We start from the raw sequence: 9182 nt of genomic DNA on the forward strand, positions 1-9182 counted from the left end.
TGTTGTTAATCATAGTAGTTGAAGTGTATATTTATTTTTTATACATCAAAATACATCACAATGAATCAAATATAAAAAGTAAAAATTGAAAGTGGTTGGTGATCTTTCCTGTTATTTTGTGTGAATCGTTTTTAGAACCTCAAACTAGAATTAAGTTATTGTTATGAATAAAGCAAAACTCTGTAAACAAGAGATACTTATAGTCGGCGGGGGAACTGCTGGTTGGATGGCTGCTAATTTGTTGGCTAAGTCACTCGACTCTCAGCAATTCTCTATTTCATTGTTAGAGTCTAAAAATGTGCCAACTGTGGGGGTAGGGGAAGGGTCTACTCCCTACATAAAACGCTTTTTTGATACATTAGGTATCCATGAAAAGGAGTGGATGCCAGCTTGTAGTGCTACTTATAAAGGGGGGATTACGTTTTCTAATTGGTCTACACGACCTGGTTTTACTCAGTATTTCCACCCCTTTACCAGTTCATTAGATATTGATGGTTTTGATGTGTTTAAACAAGTGACACGATTGAAATTTGATAACTTTGATGTGGATGCTCATCCAGATAACTACTTTTTGCAAGCGGCATTAGTGAAACAAGGCCATTTACCGACTTCTGAAAATAAGCAAATAGTGGATTCAATTTATGCCTATCATTTTGACGCCACTAGGCTAGGCGTATTTTTAAAGGAACATGCGACTTCATTGGGTGTTAAGCATATTGTTGACGATGTGACAGATGTTGTATTAGCACCATCTGGCGATATAGACCACGTATTGACAGCCTCAAAACAAATAATTAGCGCAGATATTTTTGTAGATTGTACTGGTTTCAAAGCACTGTTGATTGAAAAAGCCTTAGGGGTTGGTTTTCACTCATTTAAAGATAATTTGTTTAATGATGCGGCGGTTGCAATAGCTTCACCTACAAAACCTCAATATCAAGCACATACTGTATCAACCGCGCTAAGTAATGGTTGGAAATGGGATATACCGTTAACTTCCAGGACTGGCAATGGTTATGTGTATAGCAGTGAGTTTATGGATGCTGACGCCGCCGAATTAGAATTGAGAAATGCGATTCAAGTGATGGATCATGACGTTGAGGCTCGACATCTAAAAATGAAAGTAGGTCGCTTGGACAAACATTGGCATAAAAACTGTCTCGCCATTGGTCTATCACAAGGATTTATCGAGCCACTTGAGGCGACCGCTTTACATATAGTGCAGTTGTCCATAGAGCAGTTTGTTGAACAGTTTAAAAAGGGCAATTACACCACCCAATATCAAGAGTTTTATAATCACGGCGTGAATCATTTATTTGAACATATTCGTGATTATATAGTGTTACATTATTTAACTAACAGCCGTGACGATACAGAGTATTGGCGAGCCTGTCGAAAAGACATAAAAATTTCTGATAGATTGCAAGTGGCCATGGAGGTTTGGTGTAACGGAGGCGATTTGGACGTAGAACTTAACCGTCAACAAGTGACGCAATATTATTCGTCTATGTCTTGGCATGTGTTGTTGGCTGGAATGGGGGTATTTCCTTCTGGAGTCAACCATCCGCCTACGTCTCATCCTGCAGCCGAACAAGCCTTAGCTCAAATCAGGCAAGCTATTGCGGAAAAAGTTGATTTTTTCCCTAAACCTTAGTTTATAAGAAGTATTAATAATCTTTTTATTCAGAACTCAGGTTATTTAAATAGGTTTGATAGGAAGGTAGTTGAATAACCTGCTGCTTGATGGTTTGGTTGACGGTCTGAAAGAACTTTATAGCTTTTTCTTGTGTCATTTTTGGGGCTTTATTCGCTAGTTGCGTAGGGAAAATGTCTTGCCCGATTAGTACTTGTAACCAGCTTTGATAGGGAAATAAGCTAGTTTTAGGCAAAGTGATGTAACCCGTATTTTTGAATTCATCTAGTTTGCAATGTAAAGAGTCTGGAATTGCCATTTCACTGCAAACTCGCCAAAAAGCCGAATCACGATTTTGTGCGGTGTGATAATGCATAATGATAAAATCTCTGATAAGTAATAAATCATCTACAAATTTTTGATTAAATCTAGCCGCTTCCTCTTCCATATTATCTCCAAACCTAAAAGCGTTCATCAGTTCTAGTGCAAACTTATGGGTAATATGGATGCTGGTTGATTCTAATGGTTCCAAAAAGCCACTAGACAGGCCAATAGCAATTGAATTTTTATTCCAAGGTGTTTTTAAATAACCAGTTTCGAAATGCATGGATTTAATATCAGTAATTTTGTTTTGGCCATTTAATGCGTTTTCTAATTCCCTTGTTGCTTCGTTCAATGTACAAAATTGGCTGGCATATACATATCCATTACCTACTCTATGTTGTAAGGGGATTTGCCAGCGCCAACCTGCATTCATTGCAATTGATTTTGTATAAGGAAACGGGGGCTGTTTGGCTTCTGTTTGTACTGCAATGGCGCGATCGCAGGGCAAGTATTGGGACCAACTAATAAATTTGCTATTTAAAGTCTGTTTATTTATAAGACTTTTAGCCCCGGTGCAGTCAACTAAATAGTTACCATGTAATAGCCCGTTGCTGTTAAGTTGAACATGAGATATTTCACCATTATCCTTTTGATGGATTGAATCTACTGTATCTGCAATAAATCTCACACCAAGGCCAATGGCATAGTTTTTCAAATATTTAGCTAGGAGTGAAGCATCAAATTGGTAGGCGTAAAACAGTTCACTGAGTGGGTAATAATCATCGACTTTGGCGTTATTTGGTCTAGGGTAGGGATGAGAAAATTTATTTTTATATGCCGCTACGCTTGATGGAATAAAATCCATTAGCGGTGGTAAATCTAACGCCTTTTGGTAATTCAGCCACATTTGAGGGAAACTTATGTTTCCATAAGATGTGCCTAGAAATCCAAAAGCATGCATATAGCTTTTTGTATTTGCTGACCATCCTTCGAAATGAATTCCATATTTGTATGTACCTGATATGGCCTTTAGTAATTCAGTTTCGTCAATTTCTAAGAATGCGCATAACTGAGTAATTGGGGGGATTGTTGCTTCGCCTACACCAATTGTAGGAATGTCTGGACTTTCAACTAAAGTGATTTGGAATTTCTCTTTATTGAGTCCTTTGGCTAGTATTGATGCTGTGATCCACCCAGCTGTGCCCCCACCAACTATTACTATTTTAGTCATTATTATTGCACCTGATTATTCTCGTTGAACTTTACTCAATTACAGTCACATAATTATTAATGTACAAAAAAAGCCCTACTTTAGTAGGGCTTTATATCACGTCAATGATTTAGGTTATTCAGCTCTTTCTATTTTGAAATTATCTAAATAGTATTGGCCACCATTTGCACCACCACTAGTGTGTAAGTTAAATAAGAAACTACCATCAGTTCTTATTTTTCCTGCACCAATGTTGTGTGTAATACGCATCATTTTATTTTCATCTAACTCACTGTGATTGATGTCAAATTGCCACCAACCTGGTGCTGGGAACCATCCACCTGTTACCGGGTTAAAGAAAGTTTGGAATTTACCCGAAATCATTTTTAGATCATAGCTCAACACGTAATCAGTATCTGCTCTAAAACCAGCTTGAGATATGGCGAATTTCTTAAATATAACTCTAACATCACCAGCTGTTGAATCTACGTATAAACTTCTACCGTCTACCGTAGTAACGCCTAATGCAGTTTGGGTTGCATCACCGTCTTCAACAATCATCACTTCACCAATATTCAATTGGTCACCAGGGCTGTTATCGGCTGTACGTTTAGTTAATATCGTATCATCCCACGCATTATTAAAAGATGGATTCCCAGAATACATTAGGTTAGTACCGGGTGTTACATTCACCAAAGTACTAAAGTTAATACTTGGGGTATCTGTTAATGTAGCGGTAATTGATGCGTTACTAAGCGTAGGATCTACATTGTTATAGTTTACTCCTTCAATCATCCCATCTTCAGATACTGATACAATTTCAGGCGCACTTGATTCCCAAGTAATACCAATATCTTCAAATGTCACGTCTAAAGGAAGTAAATTTACCGACAAGGTTTTACTACTGCCAGCGCCAATCCAATCTTCTAGTACAACCCCATTATTATTAGCAATTTCAATGCCTACAGGATCTTTTAATTGCACTACCTCTCCAGATACCTGTGACACTACTTCTCCATCGTGTGAAGTTGCAATAATTGTAAAAGTACCAAATTCGACACCAGTAACTAGGCCAGATGAAGAAACTGTTGCAACTGTATCATCAGAACTTGAATATAATATTGTACTGAAGGTTGAATTTGCCGGCAGGACATTGGCTAAGACCTGAACGTCATAACCTTTAGGTACTTCAAAACCTTCGGTATTAGTGATTACAACTTCTTCTACTTTGTCTTCAGCGCCTTTAACCGTAAGTGTAATATTCCTAATTACATTTGTCGGTGTACCGTTATCTAGCTCATATTTAAATTTATAAATACCTTCACTGTACATCATAGCTGTGTCATTGGCCGGGTCTGCATCCATATTTACTTCTAAAGCATTACTTTCTTGGACAGTATGGGGGTGAACAAGAAGATCAACAAATTCATCTGAATTTACGGTTAATCTTTCACTTGTTTTACCCACTCCTGGCCCTGGGAAGTCAGGTCCAATCCATAACTGGTCAGCGTTTCCTTCCGCATCTAACACAGGAGTTCCGTCAGGGTTTAGTGTGTTTTTATAATAGAAAAAGTCTACAGCATAAATATATGCACCTTCCTCTTTGGTTTTACCTTCACTGGTAACACCTTCTAACAAGGAAATATCATAACTACCGGTACCTTCAGTAACAGTAATATGGATATCTCCGGTGGCATCTGTCATATAGCTAAAATGATCACCCTGGTTTTCAGTGGTATTACCAACTAATACAACAGGTTGAGTTGCATCTGGCAATCGGCCATCTGAATCGCCGCCACCGCAGCCAGCTAAAGCTGCTGTTACAGCTGTATAAATTATCGCGTTTTTAAGTAAGTTACATTTCATCTTACATACTCTCCAATCTCTTGTAGTGGTTGCTGATAATAATCAGCAACAAACAAATCTCTTTTCTGTGCAAACCTTAGAATAAAATCCGAGTACTTAAGCGGAACATTCTGCCTGTCTTGTACTGATTAATAGTACGGCTTTTATCCACTCCACCATCTAGAGCGTTTCCTTCATCTAGAATGATTGGATTACCTTCGGTATCCGTATCTATTGCTAGGCGAGTGGAAGTGAAGAAGGTTCGGTGTACAGTGTCGGTTAAATTAAGTGCATGCAGTGAAAACGAAATGGAATCGCTGTATCTGTAGTTAGCACTGAAATCTAAGCGATTTGTAGCGTCAGCCCAAGATACTCCACTTTCTAACCCTCGATTAACTAACTGTTCCGAGTTATAACGATTAGATAATCTTAAAGAGAGTCCATCATGTTCCCAATACACGGTCGCGTTAGCTGTATGTCTAGGTGTGTATGCTTGAGGAAGTGCTTTGAGCACACTACCAGTGCCTTCTAATACTTCAGCGTCGGATTCCGATTTAGTGTATGTATAGTTAAACGTGGTACCTAAATGGCTCCATAGACCCGGCAAAAAGTCATAGGTTTGAGAATGCGCTAATTCAATCCCTTGGTTTAGTGCTCCAGCTCCGTTTCTTACAATATTTAAAAGAACCGGCTCACAAATAAACTGCATTGAATTCTTTATGCCATTCATTGGAACACGAGAAGGCATACACGTAGAGTTTTGTGGTGTCATACCATCTTCTGGAACAATGAATACTTCATCTGGTGTAATTGATTCTCTAAGGTAATCTGTACGCAAATCTTGGTAGTAGAAAATATCTTTAACCGATTCTTCAAAATTGCTCATGTCTTTTCTAAACAAGGCTGCTGAAACGTACCCCGATTTGTTAAAGTACCATTCAAATGATAAATCCAAATTCTTAGATTCAAGTGGCTTTAATTGAGGGTTGTTTAAGAAACCAGTACTTAATTCACCCCATACTTGTTCATTAACGTTAAAGTTTGGACGTAAGGAATCAAAGCGTGGTCTAGCCATAGTCTTTGATGCCGCAAAACGAGCGATTGTTTCATCATTGATTGCATAGTTAAGATTTAAGCTAGGCAACAACATGCTATTTTTACTTTCACCTGATGCTTCATAGGCTCTGCTATAAAATTGTTTTATATCAATTCCTAATTCCTCAGCCATCGCAATGTTTTGATCGGTAATGGCGGTACTTTGGTCTGTGTGGCGCCATATCCACCACCAACCTGTATCACGGTTGCCATTGTTAATATCAATGCTTGCAACTTCACCTGCGCCGTTATAAGTAACTTGTAGAGCAGCGTCACCATTAGTGTCAGTGATGATACGCGGCTCGTAACACGGTAAAACAGGCGAAGTGAGGGGAGTACTCATTTGACTAAAGTCTTCTGGTGGACAAGCATCTAATGAAGAATTAGCTAATTGATTTTGATAAATCATTTGATTTACATCAAAGGTTCTATCATCTGAGTGATAACCTAAAGATGCGAATCCAAAAGATTGATAATCAGTTTTTACATAACGTAAACCTAGGTTTCCGGTTAACTGACCATCTAAATACTCAAAGTTAACCTTTGCATACAATGAAACGTTATCTTGTTCTAAACGGCGACTACCTGAATCATTAATACTTTCAACGGTATTAGGAACACCATAACGTTCTTCAAAGGCTTTTTCCGCAGAAATTAGGCCCCAACCATTTAACAACTCTTGACTGTATTGGTTGTTGGTTCCTGCAAGTCCATCCATAAAGTTATCTAATGGAAGTTCACCTGGTTGAAGAACATCTACCAATAAAATGTCAGTAGTACTCACGCCCGCTTCAATAGGCTCACCAGTCAAGGGGTTAAACGCTGTACCTGTGTTATTCTTTAAACTCGTGTTATAGGAGTACACGTCTTTTACTCGTGAAGAGCCTTTAGCACCAAATTCCACTTTGGTTACACCGGCAAAATCAACATCCCAATCAAAATCCAAAAATATAGATTTGTTTATATCACTAGAGTCTTCAGAGTTTTGCGACATGTAGCCTAAGTGGTGCATATAGGGATCTAAAGGATTAAAAGCTGAGGTGGTTTCATTCGCCTGGTTATTGTTATTACCTTCAGGTACATAAGTAAACGGGTTAGTTCCCGTTACGATCTGACAGGCGCCAGTTGTACAGTCGTAACCTACAGGTTCTAACACTTCAACTGGTACATCTCCAAGAGTAGCCAATAATGGAACTCGTCCCCAAGTTGCAGTATTAATATTGGCATTTGGTTTAGTGTTGTATTGTGTGCCTGAATATCCGACATTTAAATCCATTACTAAATCGTCTGTTATCTGGTAATTCATTCTAAAGGTAGCAACTTTGTTTTCTGTTTCGCTACCTCCGGTCGAACGTCCTACAGTACCCGAAGCAAAACGGTTTAAAGATTTAACTATGGTGTGATTAGACTCGTCTATAGTCCACCATGTAGACTGTGGATCATCAGCATATTCATCGTTATTATGATAATTCCAGTTTTCAGGTTCAGTGAAGTTTGGTGTACCTGTATTTATTTTATGATTATCAAAACTAAGATCTTGTTTCGAATAACTTAAATCTAACTGCATGTCTACAGCGTCGGTAGGTACGAATTGAATACCCACTGTAGCTGTTTGTCTATCTCGGTTATTAAGGTTGGCGTTATAACCTAACGATTTACGGTAAATACCAACTTGGTCAGTGGTAGTTGCTTGACCAGTTTGTAGAGAAGTAGCGCGTCCTGCAGGAACATTAACCGTGTCATAAGGACGTAACCAGTCACCTGATATTTCATCCCTACGAGTTGATTGTGTTTCGTCAGCCGCGGTAATTATAATACCAACTGTCTCGTCTAAGAACTTAGACGAAAAAGTCCCTGCAAGCTTATGATCGCTTTCTTCAGCAAAGTCATTATAACGACCTTGAATTTCAACACTACGTCGATCTTTATTTACATCTAACGGTCTAAACGTTTTTAAAATGACGTTAGCACCTAATGAACCTTCATCATGATCTGCAGATGGGGTCTTGACTACACTCAATGAATTAAGAATGTCAGCTGAAAATGTACTTAGGTCGACACTTTGATCAGACGTGCCTCCGGATAATCCACCAGTTAAGACTACACCGTTAAGAGATATTTGGTTTAAATTTGCACCAGCGCCACGGACCGATATTTTTGTTCCTTCGCCATCTTCCTCTTGAACAGTAACGCCGGTAATGCGCGATAAAGCATCACCAATATTTTGATCTGTTGTTTTACCAATATCTTCAGCGAAAATTGAATCTTGAATACCGTCCGCTAGACGTTTGTCATTCATTGACTTTATGACGCTACCGCGAAAGCCGGTAACCTCAATGACTTCTAGTTCTGCTTCTTTTTTCTTTTTATCTGCTTCTTCATTTTTATCTTGCGCAAGTGCCAAGTTGGCACTACTCGCTAAAAGAATAGGCATCATTGTTATCACGATAGGCTTTAATTTAAACCTTGCTGACATAGTGAGTGCTCCTCGTATATGTATTTCCAATAATAAATTTTTTACTTTTTATCGTTTGCGTAAAAAGTAAATAAGGAAACTAACTAGCCCCCTTCGTGTAAATCAAATATAAAATCATCTTTTTATATTTTGCAGAGTGTATTTTTATGTGAGTATTTTGTAAAGAGGGTTAAGTTTGTGTAAACATGATTTGGTTATTTTTTTTCTTTGTTGTTATTTATGGTTGCGTTTCATTTTTTTTGCTGGTTATTTTTAAGTGGTTGAATTGATTGTGTTTTAATTTCCCGTTGAGTAACATGAACTATTAATTGTTAACAACTTGGCTTGAAAATAATTTTAATAAAATGATATTTAGTTTTCTTGGTTTAGTCTTTCTGCTTAAAAATTATGACTTTTTATGTAATCTTGTTGATATTGTGTGTAATGTAGATCTGGATTGCTGGTGCGTTGTTTTATTTAAATATAAAATAATGTTGCTTTTTGAAAGCTGTGTAACTCAAACTTTGAGTCTTGTGAAAAAGAATTAAGAAAGTCATTTGGGAGCAGTGGAGAATTTTGAGATCACATATAAAGTGAAAGTACGTCCAATGGTAGGAAAG

4 protein-coding genes are annotated in these 9182 nt (G+C 37.9%); 1 reads left to right on the plus strand and 3 read right to left on the minus strand.

Going from position 1 to position 9182, the window contains the following annotated elements:
• The first annotated feature begins 163 nt into the window (after positions 1-163).
• Positions 164-1654: a tryptophan halogenase family protein gene (locus ACSHXM_RS19495; RefSeq protein WP_435691659.1), complete on the plus strand. Its 1491-nt coding sequence runs from the start codon at positions 164-166 to the stop codon at positions 1652-1654.
• Positions 1655-1679: 25 nt separating this feature from the next.
• Here the strand turns inward: ACSHXM_RS19495 and ACSHXM_RS19500 are convergent, their stop codons facing one another.
• The 3 genes from ACSHXM_RS19500 to ACSHXM_RS19510 form a co-directional block, all read right to left on the minus strand.
• Positions 1680-3188: a tryptophan halogenase family protein gene (locus ACSHXM_RS19500; RefSeq protein ID WP_435691661.1), complete on the minus strand. Its 1509-nt coding sequence runs from the start codon at positions 3186-3188 to the stop codon at positions 1680-1682.
• A gap of 114 nt (positions 3189-3302) precedes the next feature.
• Entirely contained in the window at positions 3303-5033 is a 1731-nt protein-coding gene (locus ACSHXM_RS19505; protein ID WP_435691663.1) for an Ig-like domain-containing protein, read from the minus strand.
• Between the two features lie 76 nt (positions 5034-5109).
• A complete protein-coding gene (locus ACSHXM_RS19510) occupies positions 5110-8583 on the minus strand; it encodes a TonB-dependent receptor (protein WP_435691665.1) in 3474 nt (1157 codons plus the stop codon).
• Between the last annotated feature and the right edge of the window lie 599 nt (positions 8584-9182).

The organism is Paraglaciecola sp., assembly GCF_051252315.1.
GTDB lineage: Bacteria > Pseudomonadota > Gammaproteobacteria > Enterobacterales > Alteromonadaceae > Paraglaciecola.